General features: G+C 65.6%; 13 protein-coding genes. 6 read left to right on the plus strand and 7 right to left on the minus strand.

What is annotated here, in order from left to right; all coding sequences use genetic code 11:
* Window positions 1-5: 5 nt before the first annotated feature.
* The gene (locus G5B40_RS13195; RefSeq protein WP_165099433.1) at window positions 6-746 is read right to left on the minus strand and encodes a VPLPA-CTERM sorting domain-containing protein; all 741 of its coding nucleotides are present in this window, start codon (window positions 744-746) and stop codon (window positions 6-8) included.
* Window positions 747-1,018: 272 nt separating this feature from the next.
* Complete coding sequence (locus G5B40_RS13200; RefSeq protein ID WP_165099435.1) at window positions 1,019-1,780, minus strand: DUF1013 domain-containing protein; 762 nt, start codon at window positions 1,778-1,780, stop codon at window positions 1,019-1,021.
* Window positions 1,781-1,906: 126 nt separating this feature from the next.
* Here G5B40_RS13200 and G5B40_RS13205 point away from each other — a divergent pair, with 126 nt between their 5' ends.
* From G5B40_RS13205 to G5B40_RS13225, 5 genes are all read left to right on the plus strand, one after another.
* Window positions 1,907-2,563, plus strand: coding sequence for a ribonuclease T2 family protein (locus G5B40_RS13205; protein ID WP_165099437.1), 657 nt, complete (start codon window positions 1,907-1,909; stop codon window positions 2,561-2,563).
* Between the two features lie 66 nt (window positions 2,564-2,629).
* Complete coding sequence (locus G5B40_RS13210; RefSeq protein WP_165099439.1) at window positions 2,630-4,255, plus strand: acyl-CoA synthetase; 1,626 nt, start codon at window positions 2,630-2,632, stop codon at window positions 4,253-4,255.
* Between the two features lie 69 nt (window positions 4,256-4,324).
* On the plus strand, window positions 4,325-5,869 hold the full coding sequence (locus G5B40_RS13215; RefSeq protein WP_165099441.1) for an acetolactate synthase large subunit: 1,545 nt from the start codon (window positions 4,325-4,327) through the stop codon (window positions 5,867-5,869).
* A 158-nt stretch (window positions 5,870-6,027) separates the two neighbouring features.
* Entirely contained in the window at window positions 6,028-7,431 is a 1,404-nt protein-coding gene (locus tag G5B40_RS13220; RefSeq protein ID WP_165099444.1) for an AMP nucleosidase, read from the plus strand.
* 12 nt (window positions 7,432-7,443) lie between these two features.
* Window positions 7,444-8,328, plus strand: coding sequence for a hypothetical protein (locus G5B40_RS13225; protein WP_165099447.1), 885 nt, complete (start codon window positions 7,444-7,446; stop codon window positions 8,326-8,328).
* Here G5B40_RS13225 and G5B40_RS13230 read toward each other — a convergent pair.
* Together G5B40_RS13230 and G5B40_RS13235 are read right to left on the minus strand one after the other, a co-directional pair.
* The gene (locus G5B40_RS13230) at window positions 8,301-9,161 is read right to left on the minus strand and encodes an amino acid ABC transporter substrate-binding protein (RefSeq protein WP_165099450.1); all 861 of its coding nucleotides are present in this window, start codon (window positions 9,159-9,161) and stop codon (window positions 8,301-8,303) included. The two genes, G5B40_RS13225 and G5B40_RS13230, sit on opposite strands and share 28 nt — an antisense overlap.
* 70 nt (window positions 9,162-9,231) lie before the next feature.
* The gene (locus G5B40_RS13235; RefSeq protein ID WP_165099453.1) at window positions 9,232-10,182 is read right to left on the minus strand and encodes a DMT family transporter; all 951 of its coding nucleotides are present in this window, start codon (window positions 10,180-10,182) and stop codon (window positions 9,232-9,234) included.
* A gap of 84 nt (window positions 10,183-10,266) precedes the next feature.
* Here G5B40_RS13235 and G5B40_RS13240 point away from each other — a divergent pair, with 84 nt between their 5' ends.
* Window positions 10,267-11,688, plus strand: coding sequence for an amidase (locus G5B40_RS13240; RefSeq protein ID WP_246209508.1), 1,422 nt, complete (start codon window positions 10,267-10,269; stop codon window positions 11,686-11,688).
* A gap of 61 nt (window positions 11,689-11,749) precedes the next feature.
* Here G5B40_RS13240 and G5B40_RS13245 read toward each other — a convergent pair whose 3' ends face one another.
* The 3 genes from G5B40_RS13245 to G5B40_RS13255 form a co-directional block, all read right to left on the minus strand.
* Window positions 11,750-12,544, minus strand: a complete 795-nt coding sequence (locus G5B40_RS13245; protein WP_165099455.1) for a DUF1194 domain-containing protein — start codon at window positions 12,542-12,544, stop codon at window positions 11,750-11,752.
* A 72-nt stretch (window positions 12,545-12,616) separates the two neighbouring features.
* Window positions 12,617-13,777, minus strand: a complete 1,161-nt coding sequence (locus G5B40_RS13250) for an ABC transporter permease (protein WP_165099457.1) — start codon at window positions 13,775-13,777, stop codon at window positions 12,617-12,619.
* Window positions 13,774-14,805 carry an ABC transporter permease gene (locus G5B40_RS13255; RefSeq protein WP_165099460.1) on the minus strand — a complete coding sequence of 344 codons (1,032 nt, stop codon included), beginning with the start codon at window positions 14,803-14,805 and terminating at the stop codon, window positions 13,774-13,776. The genes G5B40_RS13250 and G5B40_RS13255 overlap by 4 nt, the downstream gene beginning before the upstream one ends.
* Window positions 14,806-14,817: the final 12 nt, after the last annotated feature.

Here is a 14,817-nt window from a genome sequence, read left to right on the forward strand (position 1 = left end):
TGATCTCAGCGCGCGCCGCGCCGGCGCCGCAGGAAGGCGAGACCGGCAAGCGCCGAGAACAGCAGCGGCAGCGCGGGCGGAACCGGCACCACGGACGTTGAAGACCGCCCATCGCCGATCGGAGCGCTGAGGGAGAAGTCAGGCTGCGGCCCCATCAGGCTCAGCATGACATTGTCGATCACCGGGCCCGCCTTGTCGACGCCCGCTGTTTCGGGGCCCGTCGTGCCGAAAACGATACGTGACAACCCGCCTGTCGCCACGAATGTCGTGGTGAAAAAGCTGAACGAGTCAGATGGATTGGCGCCGAGAGCCAGCGAGTTCGAATATTCGTCGCCAACGCCAAAAAAGAGGGTCTCCGTCGACCGGCTGTATTTGGCGTAATCGAAGCTCAACTCGTATGTCGCGCCCACGACCAGATCGAATGCCAGCTTCGTTTCGATCGTTCCGGCGAGGTTGCCGGCCATATCGACATAGAGGCCGCTGCCTTTCCACCAGTCGAAATGGCGCCCGCCGCCGACAACGTCCACGTTGCCGTCGGTCACGTTCCAGTTTTTCAGATTGGCGTACATTCCATAGGAGTCTTCCTCGAAATCGTCGAAGAAGACGATGCTCGCGGCTGACGCGGAACCCAAAGCGCCACACATCGCGAACCCGACCGCAAACGCGGCCGCGCGAATACCCGTTTTCATGATAAGCCCCAGTACAACAAACAACCACAAACGCCCTCCACAAGGCGTCATCAGCAATGTGTTTCAATTTCGTGGTGATTTCAAGGCGAAGTTACACGTTAAGGACTATTCGCGTATAACGAGAGTGCGTAATTTAATAGGCGCGCAAACTGACCGAGCCGACCGATCTAAGCGCCTTGATTGCGGCAGATATCCGGGCGCGCCCGATTCGGGCGAGTTGGCGAGAGGTATCCGCTTTCAACCGACACTCAACCTGAGGTGGCGATCCGCAGCGGGAATTCAGCGAATCATCCGGCGCGTCGGCCGTCCGACTCGCCGGTCAGGCCGGATCAGCGCGGCTGCTCATCCTCGTCATCCGCGTTCTTCGGCAGGTTGAAGAGGCTTTCGGCGTCGACGCGTTTGTCTGTGTCGTCTTCACCGCCCGCCTCGTCGCCGAGGATCGAGAAGCTGTCGAGCCCGCCGAAGCTCTTCTGTGGCCGCTGCGGTTCGACCTGCGCATGGAGGCTCGCCTCCGTCGACATCAGCGCCTTCTTTTCCTCGTCGGACATCGTCGCGCCTTCGAGCTTGGCCTTGCGCGCCGCGGCGCGCTTCACCGCGGCGTCGAGTTCGACCTGCTTGCACAGGCCGAGCGCGACCGGGTCCACCGGGCGGATGTTCGGCATGTTCCAGTGGCTCTTGTCGCGCACCGAAAGGATCGTCGGCTTGGTGGTCCCCACCAGCTTGGCGATCTGACTGTCGGCGAGTTCCGGGTGATAGCGTACCAGCCACGCGATCGCCGCCGGCCGGTCCTGGCGCTTGGAAAGCGGCGTGTAGCGCGGCGCCTTGCGCTTCTGCTCTGGCGCGACTTGCTTTTTCAGCAGCTTCAGCCGCGCATTCGGGTCGGCCTCGCATCGAGCGATCTCCTCCCTTGTCAGCTGCCCGCCCGCGACCGGATCGAGCCCCTTGATGCCGATCGCGACCTCACCATCGGCGATTCCGCCGATCTCCAGCTCATGCATGCCGGTGAACTCGGCGATCTGGGTGAAGGTCAGCGCGGTGTTGTCAACCAGCCACACGGCGGTCGCTTTCGGTAGCAGGGGCAGGTCGGTCATTCTGGGCTCCTCAAGACATATCTTTCACGCGGTCCGAAAACCGGCGCCTGAGCGTTTTCACGGTGTTCGAGGGAAAGTGGGCTGCTATATAGTCGAGCTTCGGAGTCATTTAAAGCCGTTTTCGATATGTGTCGCCTGCTCACGCCATCTCTGCTTCCCGTCATCTCCTGTCTTGTCTTCGTCGCCGGCCTCGCGCGGGCGGAGGGCGAGCGGGCCGGCGAGTTCGACTATTATGTGCTTTCACTCTCGTGGAACGCTTCATGGTGTGCGGTTGAAGGCGATGCGCGGGACGCCGATCAGTGCGACGCGCGCCACGACCTGGGCTTCACCCTGCACGGTCTCTGGCCGCAGAACGAGCGGGGTTGGCCGCAATATTGCCGGACATCGGCGCGCGATCCTTCACGGAGCGAGAGCGACGGAATGGCCGATATCATGGGTTCCGGCGGGCTCGCCTGGTATCAGTGGAAGAAACACGGTCGTTGCTCCGGGCTTGCCGCGACAGCCTATTTCGCGTTGGCGCGCGAAGCCTATCAACGGGTCGCGCGGCCGGAGATTTTCCGCCGTCTGCCTCACGACATGGAATTGCCCGCGAAAGTGGTCGAAGCGGCGTTTCTGGAGGCGAACCCCGATCTCGAGGCGAATGGCGTCACCATCACTTGCGGCGACGGCTATGTGCGTGAGGCGCGCATCTGTCTTTCGCGCGATCTGACGCCCAGGGCTTGTGCGCCCGACTCTGCGCGCGACTGCACGCTGCGCGCCGCGCGGATGCCGCGGATGCGCTGAACCGACGATTGCTTTTCATGTTCATGTCGCGATGATCCGCCGAAAAGCCATGCGGAGGATGCGGAGATGAACCGATCACCCTATGAGACTGGACTTGACCGGAGGGAGGCTAATTTTCAGCCGCTCTCGCCGCTCTCGTTTCTCTCTCGCGCCGCGCTGGTCAATCCCGACAAGACCGCGATCATCCACGGTGCGCTTCGCCGGAGCTACGCGGAGTTCTACGCCCGCGCGCGCCAGCTCGGCTCGGCCCTCGCGGCGAAGGGAATCCGCAAGAATGATACGGTCGCCGCGCTGCTCCTGAACACCCCGGCGATGCTGGAGGCGCATTACGGGGTTCCGATGGCCGGCGCGGTGCTCAACGCGCTCAACACGAGGCTCGACCCGGCGACCGTCGCCTTCATCCTCAACCATGGCGAGGCCAAGGTCCTGATCTTCGACAGCGAGCTTGCGCCCGTGGTCTCGAAAGCGCTTGAGAGCGTCAGGACGCCCCCGCTGCTCATCGAGTACGCCGATCCAGAGAGCGGCGTCGCGCCGGCCCTCGGCGTCGCGGATTACGAGGAATTCATCGCCGCCGGCGACCCTGAGTTCGCCTGGTCGCCGCCCGATGACGAATGGGACGCGATCGCGCTCAATTACACTTCCGGCACCACCGGAGATCCGAAGGGGGTCGTCTATCATCATCGCGGCGCCGCGCTTCTCGCCACCGGAAACGCGCTGCATACGGGCATGAACGCCGACAGCGTCTATCTCTGGACGCTGCCGATGTTCCATTGCAACGGCTGGTGCTTTCCCTGGACCGTTTCTGCGGTGATGGGAACGCATGTCTGCCTCAGGGCGGTCAGGGCGGCGCCGATTTTCGACGCGTTGGCCGATCATGGCGTCACACATCTATGCGGCGCGCCGATCGTAATGCAGACCTTGCTCAACGCGCCTGCGGCTTCGAAACGCGATTTTTCGCAAAGGGCCGCCTTTCTCACCGCCGCAGCGCCGCCGCCGGAAACCGTGCTCGCGGCGATGGGCGACGCGGGGTTCGAGGTCACGCATCTCTACGGCCTGACCGAATGCTACGGTCCTTCCGTCATCAACGAATGGAAACCGGAATGGAGCGCCCTGGCGGCCGATGAGCAGGCGGCGAAGAAGGCGCGCCAGGGCGTGCGTTACCTAGCGCTCGACGATCTGGCGGTGATGGACCCGGAGTCGATGGCCGCCACCCCCGCCGACGGCGAAACCATCGGCGAGGTGATGATGCGCGGCAATGTGGTGATGAAGGGCTATCTGAAGAATGAACCGGCGACCGAAGCGGCGCTGAAGGGCGGCTGGTTCCATACCGGCGATCTCGGCGTTCTTCATCCGGACGGTTACATTCAGCTTAAGGATCGGGCCAAGGACATCATCATTTCGGGCGGCGAAAACATCTCTTCGATCGAGATCGAGGATGCGCTTTTCCGGCATCCGGCCGTCGCCGCCTGCGCCGTGGTCGCGCGCCCCGACGAGAAATGGGGCGAGACACCCTGCGCCTTCGTCGAATTGAAACCGGGAGCGACCGCGACCGAGGCCGAACTGATCGCCTTCGCCCGCGAACGGCTCGCCGGCTTCAAGACGCCGAAGACGGTAGTCTTTCAGGACCTTCCGAAAACTTCCACCGGAAAGGTGCAAAAGTTCGAACTCAGGAGGCTGGCGCGGGCGCTTTGAGCGCCCGGTCGGCTTGATCCGGCGCCGGCCTCTCTCTACGACCGTCTCCGGTCCAGTGAGGAGGAACGGATGAACGGTGCGGAAAGTCTGGTGCGCACGCTGCTGGCGGCGGGCGTCGATCATTGCTTCACCAATCCCGGCACCTCTGAGATGCATTTCGTCGCCGCCCTGGACGGAGCGGCGGAGATGCGCTCCGTGCTCGCGCTTCAGGAAGGCGTCGCCACCGGCGCGGCGGACGGGTACTGGCGCATGGCGGGGCGGCCCGCTTCAACGCTTCTGCATCTCGGCCCCGGCCTCGCTAACGGCCTCTCCAACCTCCACAACGCGAAAAAGGCCGGCTCGGGCGTCGTGAACATCGTCGGAGAGCACGCCACCGCGCATATCGCGCTCGACGCGCCACTGACGGCGGATATCGAGGGGATCGCGCGACCGGTTTCCGACTGGGTGCGCACGACCCGCGCCGCCGCCGATGTCGGCGCCGATGCGGCGGCGGCCGTCAGGGCCGCTTCGGGCGCGGCCCCGGTCGTGGCCACGCTGATCCTGCCGGGCGACGCCGCGTGGAGCGAGGGCGGCGTCGTCGCCGCTCCGGAGGCCCTCGAAGCGCCGCGCGCGGTGCCGGAGGCCGCGGTGACGGCCGCCGCGGAGGCGCTTCGCAAACCCGGCGCACTCCTTCTCCTAGGCCCCGGAGCGCTAGATGAGGCGGCGCTGGCCGACGCCGGACGGATCAGCGCCGCCACCGGATGCGGGCTGATGACGGAGTGGTCGAACGCGCGCCTCGCGCGCGGCGCCGGGATCGTCGCCGTTGCGCGCGTGCCCTATCCGGTCGATCAGGCGGTGGAGGTGCTGAGGCCCTATCGGCGCATCGTCCTCGCCGGGGCGAAGCGCCCGGTCGCCTTCTTCGCGTATCCCGACAAGCCCGGCGTCCTGACTCAGCCCGGAACGGTGTTTGACGAACTCGGGAGCGCCGGGGATGACATCGCCGGCGCGCTTCGGGCGCTGGTGGAGGCGCTTGGCGCCGGTGGCGCAATTCCCAAAGGGATCGCCGCCGCCGCGCGGCCCGCCATTCCAGAAGGAGCGGCGACACCCGAGAGCATCGCCGCCGTTCTCGGCGCGACGCTGCCGGAGGGCGCGGTCGTCGTCGATGAAGGCGTCACCACCGGGCGCGGTTTCTTCGGCGCGACGGCCGGGGCGCCGCCGCATCACTGGCTCAACAATCGCGGCGGCTCGATCGGCTACGGCATGCCGGTCGCCATCGGCGCCGCCATGGCCGCGCCGGGGCGCAAGGTGATCGCGCTGGTCGGCGACGGCAGCGCGATGTACACGCCGCAGGCGCTCTGGACCATGGCGCGCGAGGGGCTCGACGTCACCGTCCTGATCTTCGCCAATCGGAATTACGCGATTCTCAGGGGCGAGCTGACAAATGTCGGCGTCGCCAATCCGGGCCCGCGCGCGCTTTCGATGCTGAGCCTCGATCACCCGGCGCTGGAATGGACGCATCTCGCCCGCGGCATGGGCGTGGAGGCCGAACGGGTCGAAACCGCGCCTGAGCTGGCGGCGGCGGTGAAGGCGGGTCTGGCCTCCGAAGGGCCGTATCTGGTCGAGGTGATGATCTGAGCGCGGTTTAGGCGGACCTGATCGGCAGCTTCAAACCGTCGGGCGCTATCCGCAAGATCCCGGATCGGGTTCCGGGACCAGCCGATTGGCCCCGCCGACCTTGCGCCGTCGCCGCCGTCGCGATTGCCGAGGTCGGGGGCTTCGCCTATGCCCTTTCCATGACGCACGAATCGATCAACGACCCCGATGCCGCCGTCGCCGCGCTCCGCCGTCTTTACGAGGCGGAGACGAGCCGGCTTCGTGATAGCTTCGCCGCTTTCGCGCGTGGCGAGCGGCTCGATGCGCCCGTCACCGGCTTCTATCCGCGTCTCGCGGTCAAGGTGGAGACGGCTCTGCCGCATCCGCCGGCGCAGTCCTTCGGTTTCTGCGACGCCGCCGGGCGCTTCGAGACGACGATCACCCGGCCCGATCTCTTCGAATCATATCTGCTTGTTCAACTGCGCGAACTCGCCGCCAATCACGCATGCGGATTCGAGGTCGGGCTTTCCGATATGAAGCTGCCGATCCATTTCGCCTATCCCGACGGGCTGAACCTCGAAGGCGCGATCAGCGTCGACCAGCTCGCCGATTTCAGTCGGCTGTTCGATGCGCCTGACCTGGCGACGATGGATGACCAGCACGTAAACGGCGAGATCGATTATATCGGCGCGACCACGAGGCCGCTTTCGCTCTTCAGCGCGCCGCGGGTCGACTATTCCCTGCACCGGCTCAGCCATTACACCGGCACCGGGGCGGAGCATTTCCAGAACTTCGTGCTCTTCACCAATTACCAGTTCTATGTCGACGGTTTCCGGCGGATGGCCGAGGAGAGGGTCGCCGACCCCGACAGCGGCTATGACGCGTTCGTGGAGCCGCGCCCGGCTCATCACCCGCCGCAAATGCCGGCCTTTCACCTGAAACGGCCGGACCATGACGGCATCACGTTGATCAATATCGGCGTCGGCCCGTCCAACGCAAAGACGATGACCGACCATGTCGCCGTGCTGCGTCCGTCGGCCTGGGTCATGCTCGGTCATTGCGCCGGTCTCCGGCGCACGCAGCGGCTTGGCGATTATGTGCTGGCGCACGGGTATGTGCGCGACGATCATGTCCTGGACGCCGACCTGCCGGTCTGGGTGCCGATCCCGGCGCTCGCCGAAGTGCAGCAATCGCTGGAGGGCGCGGTGAGCGAAGTCGCGGGCGTCGCGGCGGACGAGTTGAAACAGGTGATGCGCACGGGCACCGTCGCCTCGATCGACAACCGGAACTGGGAGCTGCGCGACCAGTCGGAGCCGATCCGCCGCTTTAGCCAGTCGCGCGCCATCGGCCTCGACATGGAGAGTGCGACGATCGCCGCCAACGGCTTTCGCTTTCGCGTGCCCTACGGCACGCTCCTCGTCGTCTCCGACCGGCCGATGCATGGCGAGCTGAAGCTGCCGGGCATGGCCTCGGAGTTCTATCGCCGGCAGGTGGACCGGCATCTGGCCATCGGGGTGCGGGCAATGGAGCTGCTGCGGGCGATGCCGACCGTCCGGCTCCACAGCCGCAAGCTGAGAAGCTTCAACGAAGTTCCTTTCCAGTAGATCGATGGCCTTATGAAGACCGGCAGCCGCCCGCCGCTGATCGTGCATCTCGGCCCGCACCGCACCGCCAGCACCAGCGCGCAACGCGCCATCAGGGCGTATCTCGCCGACGGGGGGGCGGATGACCTCGCATTCGTCGGGCCGGGCGCGCTCCGCCCGGCGCTGCCCTGGACGATGCGCGCGCTCGCCGCGGCGCCCGGGCTCTGGCGTCTCGCGACGCCGGCCCTTCTGGCCATGACCGCGCCCGCCGCACGCACGGTCGTCACCTCCCGGCGCACCCGCCGCGTGATCTCGGAGGAATGCCTGCTCGGCGCGATGACGGAATGCCTTTTGAGCCCGCGTGGAATTTATCCGGATGCGGCGCGGCGGCTTCGGGCGTTGAAACGGATGATCGGCCGGCGTGAGGCGAAGCTGGTGCTGACGGTGCGCGCCTATGACGACTGGTTCGTCAGCCTCTATTCCTGGTCGCTGTTGCATCGGAAATTGCCGCCTGCGCCGGCGCTCGCCCGCGCATGGGCGGGGCGGGCGCGCGGCTGGCCGGATCTCGTCAGAGAGATCGAGGCGGTTTTTGGATCCTGCGAGATCATCGAATTCGGCTCGCTCAAGCGCGATCCGGGCGCGATCGTGCGCGCGCTGATTGGCGAGGCGATCGATATTCGCCATGCCGGCGCCTCGCTTTCCGCCGCGGGGCTGGCGGAGGTGGAGGCGCGCAGGCGTCAGGGCGAGAGGGTCGGGATCGGGGATCTCGGCGAGATCAGGAGCCGGCGCCGGAATGAAGCGCCGCTTGATCCGTTCGACGAGGAAACCCGCGCCCGGCTGCGCGAACGCTATGCGCGCGATCTCGCCCTCATCGGCGTGACGGCGCCCGCCTATTCCGGCAGGGCGACAAGCACGTAGAGAAACGCGGCGAGTTCCGAAAGCTGGAACTCGCCGAGCGCGACATCGATATCGTCAAAGACCGTCCGGTCGAGGAATGCGGTGGAGAGCCCGCGATCGACCTCCAGCCGCAACCGCCGCTCGCCCGCCTTCATCGCCAGCGAATAAGGTTCATAGGAGAACTGATCCTCGATCACTCGGATCGGAATCAGTCGATCCTCCCGCTTGAGAACGTCGAGCTGGTGCAGGAGAAGCCCCTGATCGCCGAAATAGACGTCGATCTCGCCGCGGCCCAGCGCCTCCAGCCCCTTCCGATGCGATTCGAACTCGATGATGGGCGAGCCGCCCGGCTCTCCCCAGTGGCGGGCCATGGCGACGCCGGTCGTGCCGTTCAGCGCGCCAACCGGCTCGCCGGCGAGCGCTTCGATCTCCTGAACGCCATCGCGGCGAAGCGCGGCGCCGATGCCGTCCATGAAATATGGGATCGAGAAATCCAGCGTCTCGCGCCGAGAGAGCGAGGCGGTCATCGGCCCGCAATGAAGATCGACCCGCCCGTCGAGCAGCGCGTCGAACCGCGTTTCGGAGTCGACGGTCACGAATTCCAGCGCCAGCGATTCCCGCCCGAGGCGCGCCGCGATGGAATCTGCGACGCGCTTGCAAAGCGCGATGGCGAGGCCGGCCGGCTCGCCATTCTCGTCTCGATAGGAAAACGGCGCGGAAGCTTCGCGCACGCCAAGGCGGATGACGCCGCTCTCTTCGATCTGGTCCAGAGCGTCGGCGAGGACGGGCGGCGCCGCGAGGACGCCAAAGAGGGCGACCGGAATGACAAGGCGAAAGGCGGAAAATATGCGCATGATCGGGGCTCCGTTCCGGATCTCTCCCCCGAATCATAACCCATTCTCTACGGCCTGCGCATTTTTTGCGTCAGGACGCCCCGCCGGAGGCGGTCGGCGACGGTCCGGCCGTGGGGATCGTCGCCTTGCCCTTCGACTTCATTTCTCGAATGGCGATATACCACGCCGAACAGACGATGATTCCCGCGCCGACGACGACATAGGCGTCCACCCCCTCGTCGAAGAAGGCGGCGCCGAGGATCGTCGCCCAGACGATCTGCAGGAAGATGACCGGCTGCGTCACGGTGATCGGCGCACATTGATAGGCGCGGGTCAGCGCGTAATGCCCGGCTGTCGCGACCAGCGCGACCAGCGCCAACCAGAGCACGTCATGCAGACTGGGCGGGCGCCAGTCCGCGAGGGCGAAGGGCAGCAGCGTCAACGTGCTGACGAGCGAAAGCATCGCGACGATCTCCGTCGGTCGTGTCTCGTTCGTCAGCATTTTCGCGAATATGAACGATGCTGCGAAGAGCGGTCCGGCGGCGATCTGCGCGAGTTGCCCCAGACCGATCTCCTGAAACCCCGGACGAAGAATAATGAGGACGCCCATGAGCCCGGCCAGAACGGCGACGATGCGGCGGGCGCGAAGGCGCTCGCCGAGAATGAATGCGGCGAGGATGGTGACGAGGATCGGCTGCACATAGCTCAGCGCCGTCACCTCGGCGATCGGGATCCGCGCCATCGCGTAGAACCACAGGATGACGCCGACCCCATGAACCAGCCCGCGCCCCGCATATAGCCCCCAGACCCGCCGTGAGGGCGGCCGGCGGAAAACGCCGATCAGGGCCGGCGAGACGAGAAGGAACCCAAGCGCGTAACGGATGAATGCGGTCTCCGCAGCCGGAAGGCTTGAGCCCAGATAGCGGACGATGCCGGTCATGGCGACGAAGAGAAGCCCCGAAAGAAGCATCCAGGCGACGCCCGCGGCGATGTTCTCGACCCGAGCGAACGGCGCGGGGAGCGTCTTGTCAACGACCGCCATGGAGACCTTTCGAGGATGTGAACGACAAGACTAGCGGCGGCGCGCTTCCGGCGCCATGGTCTCGGTGACATGGGAGGGCTGCGCATGACGCATGACTATACCGGGCCTGATCTTTGCGCCCTGACGGCGACCGAAGCGGTCGAAAAGCTGGAGAAAGGCGAAATCTCGCCGCTGGAGATGATCGACGCGGCGCTGGCGCGCATCGAGGCGGTCGAGCCGGCGATCAACGCCATGCCGACAATCTGCGCGGAGCGGGCGCGGGAGAAGGCGAAGGCGCTGAAGCGGGGCGATGAGGCTGTCTGGCTCGCCGGATTGCCGGTCGCCATCAAGGATCTGACTCCGGTCGAAGGGGTCCGGACGACCTGGGGCACGAAAGCGCTGGCGGATTTCGTCCCGGAAGAAAGCGATCCGATGGTCGAAACGCTGGAGGCGCGCGGCGCCGTGGTTCTTGGCAAGTCGAACACGCCGGAAATGGGTGCGGGCGCCAACACCTTCAACGAGGTTTTCGGGCGGACGCGCAATCCCTGGAACACCCGCCTCAACCCGGCCGGCTCATCCGGGGGCGCGGCGGCGGCGCTGGCGACGGGCGAGGTCTGGCTGGCGAACGGCTCTGATGTCGGGGGCAGCCTCAGAACTCCCGCGGCCTATTGCGGCGTCGTCGGCATGCGCCCGACGCCGGGACGGGCGAGCGGAGGCGGCCGGGATTACGCCTTTTCCGGCATGGGCGTGCAGGGGCCGATGGCCCGAACGGTCGAAGATTGCGCGCTTTTCCTGGATGCGATGGCGGGAACCAACCCTTTTCAACCGCTGACCTTCGACGCTCCGGCGGTGAGCTTTCGGGAAACGTTCCGCCGCGCCGGGCCGCCGAAGCGCGTCGCCTTCTCCGCCGACTGGGGCGGCTTCGCGCCGGTGACGCGCGAGGTGCGCGACCTGATGGCGGCGGCGATGCGCCGGCTCGAAGGGCTCGGGACGGTCGTCGAGGAACGGGACCCGCCGACCGAAGACCTCGTCGAGACAAACCTCACGCTACGCGGCCTGATGATGGCGGCGGGCCCGGCGAACCTGCCTGAGGAGGTGCGCAAGCATTTCAAACGGACCCTCAGCGAGAATATCGAGCATGGGCTTTCGCTGACCGCCGCCGATATCGTCAAGGCGGAGCGGCGGCGTTCGGCGATGTTCCTGGAGATGGAGGTGCTGACGCGCGGTTTCGACGCGCTCGCCTGCCCGGTCGTCGGGCTGGCGCCGCTCGACTCCGAGGTCGAATATCCGCTGGAGGTCGATGGCGTGCCGACGCCGCACTACATGGACTGGCTGAAATTCGCCTTTCTCGCGACGACGCTCGGCCTGCCGGCGATCTCGGTCCCGATCGGCTTCACCTCGACCGGCGCGCCGATGGGAATTCAGCTCATCGGCAGGAACCGGGACGAGGCCGGGATCCTCGCGGTCGCCAAGGCGATCGAGAGCGTCACCGAAGGTTTCGGGCGGCCGATCGACCCACGGGGATGAAGGGCGCCGCATTCGGCGCGCGACCCGCCGCACGCACCGCGGGGCGGGCGGCGCGCTCGCTTCATGGACTATTCCAGCCATCCCTGAGGCGCTCCCATATCCGCTCGCCGACAAGGCAGTCATAGGGAGCCGCGCGGTTGTCCGTGAACTGGGCGGGAACCGTGGCGCCGCGCCTGTCGACCAGCTCCAGCACCAGTTTCCGGCGCACCGCAGCGGGAAAATTCCGCCATTCCAGCACCGGGATGACGAAGGAGGTCGGCCCACCGGTCACGCAGCGGCGGTAATACTCGTCGAGCGTTTCGAGGTTCCACTGGCTGCCCATACCCTCGCGCGTCATCAGGGGCAAACCGTTGATGGCGACGCCCCGCGCCAGCGCCGCGTCGCGCGCATCGGGCGCCGGACGACCCTGATTGTTCGGGCCGTCGCCGGAGATATCGATCACCCGGCGGAGTCCGGCGAACCCGTTGTTCTCGAAACTCGCGGTCGCGCGGTCGATGGCGCCCGAGATCGAGGTGCGCCGGAGCGCGCCGTCGAAATGCGCGCTGATCCGGGCGGCGAAAGTTTCGGCGTCCACGCGGTTCTCGATCAGCGTCCAGTCGACGACGAACCGCTGGCTGTGTTCGCCGGCCCATTCCATATAGGTCAGCGCGATGCGGCCATGGAGTCCATCTTCGATCGCGCGGATCACCTCTTGGCTGGCCAGCGCTTCGGCGTATCCGCGACGCTGGATCTCCAACTCGCGCGCAGTCATCGAGCGCGACACGTCGACCGCGAGCACCAGTTCGACATCCACCTCGATATCCGCGGCGGCGACCTGTCCCGCGCATAGAAGGAAAGGGATGACGAGCGCACGCATGAGAAGCAGGGTGCGCGGATCTCTGCGCCATGTCGAGCGGCGGCGCGCAAATCCACGTGAATGACGGGCGGCTCAGCTATAGGGGTCGAGCGCGTCCCGCAGCCCGTCGCCGAGAAAACTGAACGCGAGAACAACCATGATGACCGGAACGAGCGGCATCAGCAGCCATGGATAGATCTCCACCACCGTGAGGTCGAGCGCGTCGTTAAGCATCAAGCCCCAACTCACCGCCGGCGGGCGCAGACCGAGGCCGAGAAAGGAAAGAGCCGTTTCGCCGAGAATCATAGCCGGAATGGAGAGCGTCGCCGACGCCACCAGATGCGACATGAAATTCGGCATCATGTGAACCGCAATGATCCGCTTCGGCCGCGCGCCCATCAACTCCGCCGCCTTCACGTAATCCTCCTCCCGCAATGCGAGAAACTTTGAGCGGACCGCGCGCGCGAGTCCGGGCCAGTCGAGAAGCCCGAGAATGATCGAGATGACGAAGAAGACGGATACCGGCCCCCAGTTCGCCGGGATCGCGGCGGAGAGCGCGAGCCAGATCGGCAGTTCCGGCAGACTTCGGATGATCTCGATCGCCCGCATCGTCAGGCTGTCGACGATACCGCCGAAATAGCCGGCCATGCCGCCGAGCGTGAGGCCGATGGCGAAGGAAACCGCGACGCCGATCAGTCCGACCGTCAGCGAGAGCTGCGCACCGTGCATAATCCGGCTGTGAACGTCCCGGCCCAGACGGTCGGTGCCGAATATGAAGAGCGTTCCCTCCTCTGGCGGACAGATCAGCCGGAAATTCGTTTCGATCAGACCGAGCAGCCTGTAGGAGGTTCCACAGTTCGCGAAGAGCGGGATCGGCAGCGGTTCGTCCCAGTTCGTCTTCGAGGTCATCTGGAACGTCTTGCGGTCGAAGGTCTCGACTGTCGTGTAAGTGTGCAGGCCGAAATAATCGATCTCCGGCGCCCAGAGCCGGACCGGCTGCGGCGGCGCGTAGATGTGGTCTTCGTGCCGTTCCGCGTAATGATACGGAGCCAGGAAATCGATGAAGGGCAGCGCGAGATAGATCACCAGCAGATAGACGGCCGAGATCACCCCCAGCTTGTGGCGCATGAAGCGGCGGCAGATCAGCAGCCATGTCGGCGCGTCGAGATCGGCGCGATCGAGCACCTGGATGTCCGCCGCCTCGTCGTAATCGTCGTCAGCGACAAAGTGCCGGTCGGGATCGGTGGTGCTCATCGCGCGCCCCCCGCCTTGCCCGACAGCCGGATGCGCGGATCGACAACGGCAAGCAGAAGATCGGAGATCAGCATGCCGACAAGGGTCAGCGCCGAGACGAAGAGCAGGATGAAACCGGATAGAAAGATGTCCTGCGAGCGGAGCGCCGAAAGGAGGATCGGGCCGATCGTCGGCAGGCTCATCACCACCGAGACGAGGACCGAGCCCGAGATAAGCTGCGGCAGGAGATTGCCGATATCGGCGATGAACGGGTTGAGCGCCATGCGCAGCGGATACTTGATCACCGCCCGCGTCGGCGGCACGCCCTTCGCCGCCGCGGTGACGACATAAGGCTTGCCAAGCTCATCCATCAGATTGGCCCGGAGTCGCCGCATCATGCCTGCCATTCCGGCGGTGCCGATCACGACCACCGGAGCGATCAGGTGGATCATGATCGAGCCGAATTTCGCGAAGCTCATCGGCTGATCGAGGAACTCTTTCGCCATTCCGCCCCCGATCGGCAGACCGACCGCCTTGTTTCCATAATACATGAGCACGAGCGCCAGCAGGAAATTCGGCGTCGCCAGCCCGATATAGCCGACCAGCGCCGCCAGGTAATCTACCCAGGTGTTCGCTCTGACCGCCGCGAGCGCGCCGAGCGGCAGCGCCGTCAGATACACAAAGAGCACGACGACGAGATTGAGCCCGATGGTGAACCACATCGCCTCGGCGACGATGTCCCAGACCTGGCGGTCGAATTCGAAGGAATACCCGAAATCGCCTTGGAGCAGCCCGGAGAAGCCGTCGGGGCCGGGCCACAGGCCGAGCCATATCACATACTGCCGGAGGATCGGCTGATCGAGCGAATACTGCGCCATCAGGAACCGCGCCTTGGCGATCGAACCCTCCTCGCCGGTCGCCATCAACTCGCGAATCCGGTTGGTGAGGAAGTTTCCTTCGGGCAGGTTGATGATCAGGAAGATCAGCGCCGAGATCACAATGAGTGTGCCCATCATGGTCAGACAGCGGCGGAGTACGTATCTCAGCATGTCAGATCAGCC

This window comes from Pikeienuella piscinae (assembly GCF_011044155.1).
In the GTDB taxonomy this organism is placed as follows: Bacteria; Pseudomonadota; Alphaproteobacteria; order Rhodobacterales; family Rhodobacteraceae; genus Pikeienuella; species Pikeienuella piscinae.

Coding starts and splice junctions, on each gene's coding strand:
- G5B40_RS13200 (WP_165099435.1), bottom strand. CDS start 1,780: ATGACCGACCTGCCCCTGCTACCGAAAGCGACCGCCGTGTGGCTGGTT.
- G5B40_RS13205 (WP_165099437.1), top strand. CDS start 1,907: ATGTGTCGCCTGCTCACGCCATCTCTGCTTCCCGTCATCTCCTGTCTT.
- G5B40_RS13210 (WP_165099439.1), top strand. CDS start 2,630: ATGAACCGATCACCCTATGAGACTGGACTTGACCGGAGGGAGGCTAAT.
- G5B40_RS13215 (WP_165099441.1), top strand. CDS start 4,325: ATGAACGGTGCGGAAAGTCTGGTGCGCACGCTGCTGGCGGCGGGCGTC.
- G5B40_RS13220 (WP_165099444.1), top strand. CDS start 6,028: ATGACGCACGAATCGATCAACGACCCCGATGCCGCCGTCGCCGCGCTC.
- G5B40_RS13225 (WP_165099447.1), top strand. CDS start 7,444: ATGAAGACCGGCAGCCGCCCGCCGCTGATCGTGCATCTCGGCCCGCAC.
- G5B40_RS13230 (WP_165099450.1), bottom strand. CDS start 9,161: ATGCGCATATTTTCCGCCTTTCGCCTTGTCATTCCGGTCGCCCTCTTT.
- G5B40_RS13235 (WP_165099453.1), bottom strand. CDS start 10,182: ATGGCGGTCGTTGACAAGACGCTCCCCGCGCCGTTCGCTCGGGTCGAG.
- G5B40_RS13240 (WP_246209508.1), top strand. CDS start 10,267: ATGACGCATGACTATACCGGGCCTGATCTTTGCGCCCTGACGGCGACC.
- G5B40_RS13245 (WP_165099455.1), bottom strand. CDS start 12,544: ATGCGTGCGCTCGTCATCCCTTTCCTTCTATGCGCGGGACAGGTCGCC.
- G5B40_RS13250 (WP_165099457.1), bottom strand. CDS start 13,777: ATGAGCACCACCGATCCCGACCGGCACTTTGTCGCTGACGACGATTAC.
- G5B40_RS13255 (WP_165099460.1), bottom strand. CDS start 14,805: ATGCTGAGATACGTACTCCGCCGCTGTCTGACCATGATGGGCACACTC.